Source organism: Flexivirga lutea, from assembly GCF_054778955.1.
The window spans coordinates 1-1,056 of sequence record NZ_BAAGZB010000010.1 but is presented as its reverse complement, the minus strand read 5'-3'; the positions used below and the strand labels follow the sequence as shown (position 1 = coordinate 1,056).

Annotated in this window: 1 protein-coding gene; it reads left to right on the top strand. The window is 70.8% G+C overall.

Translation table 11 applies throughout. The features are described from left to right. Positions 1–13: 13 nt before the first annotated feature. Positions 14–1,056, top strand: a 1,043-nt coding sequence (locus ACYVBN_RS18350) for a DUF222 domain-containing protein (RefSeq protein WP_460601768.1), incomplete at its 3' end; no start/stop codon positions are given.

Genomic DNA, 1,056 nt, shown 5'->3' with positions numbered 1-1,056 from the left:
CATACTCGAACACATGAACGATATCGGATCGGGCAGCGCGCGAGGCGCCGCAACGCTCGATGCCGTCGTGGTCCGGGCGTTCCACGACCGGTTGGACGACCCGGTCGCCACCGATGACCCGTGGGCTGAGATGCGAGCACTGGAGGAGCTGCGCAACGCGATCAGTGCCCGCCAAGCCCGGCTGGTGATGCAGGCCCATGCCGAACAACGCGACGCGGACGACCGGCGCCGGATCGCCCGTCAGGCCACGAAGCGGTTGGTCGGATCCCAGGTCGGGTTCGCCCGCCGGTGCACCCCGCACCGCGGCGGGGAGTTCGTCAACCTCGCGCACGCGTTGACCGAGGACATGCCGCACACGCTGGCCGCGCTCGCCGCCGGGGTCATCAGTGAGTACGACGCACACCGGGTGGTGCGCGAGACGTCCGGGCTGACTGGTGCCGAGCGGGCGGCGGTCGACCGCGGCATCCGCGAGGACCTCGGCACCGTGTCCGGCAACCAGTTGGCGCACCTGGCGAAGACACAAGCCTGCCAGGTGGCACCCGAGCCGATCGCCGAACGCCGCAAGCAGGCGGAGACCGATCGACGGGTCCACCTACGGCCCGCGGCGGACAACATGTGCCGCCTGTCCGCGCTCCTTCCCGCCAAGGACGGCCTGGCCTGCATGGCCGCACTCACCACTGCCGCCGACGCGGAGACGAAGAACGCCACGCAGGAGGCAGAGCATCAGCGCAAGGATCGCCGGCCACGAGGCCAGGTGATGGCCGACACGCTCGTCGAACGTGTCACCGGACGCGCCCGCCACCACGACGTCCTCGGGGTAACCGTGGACCTACTCATGCCCATCGACACCCTCCTGGGCGAAACACCCGCCCACGCGCCCGGCTACGGCCCCATCCCCGCCGACCTCGTCCGCGAATGGGTCACCACCGGCGACCCCACCGGCCCACAGATCCGCCGCCTGTTCACCCACCCCGGCACCGGCGACATCATCGGCATGGACTCCCGCGCCCGCCGCTACCCCGGCCTGCTGTCCCGGCTGATCATCTTCCGCGACCA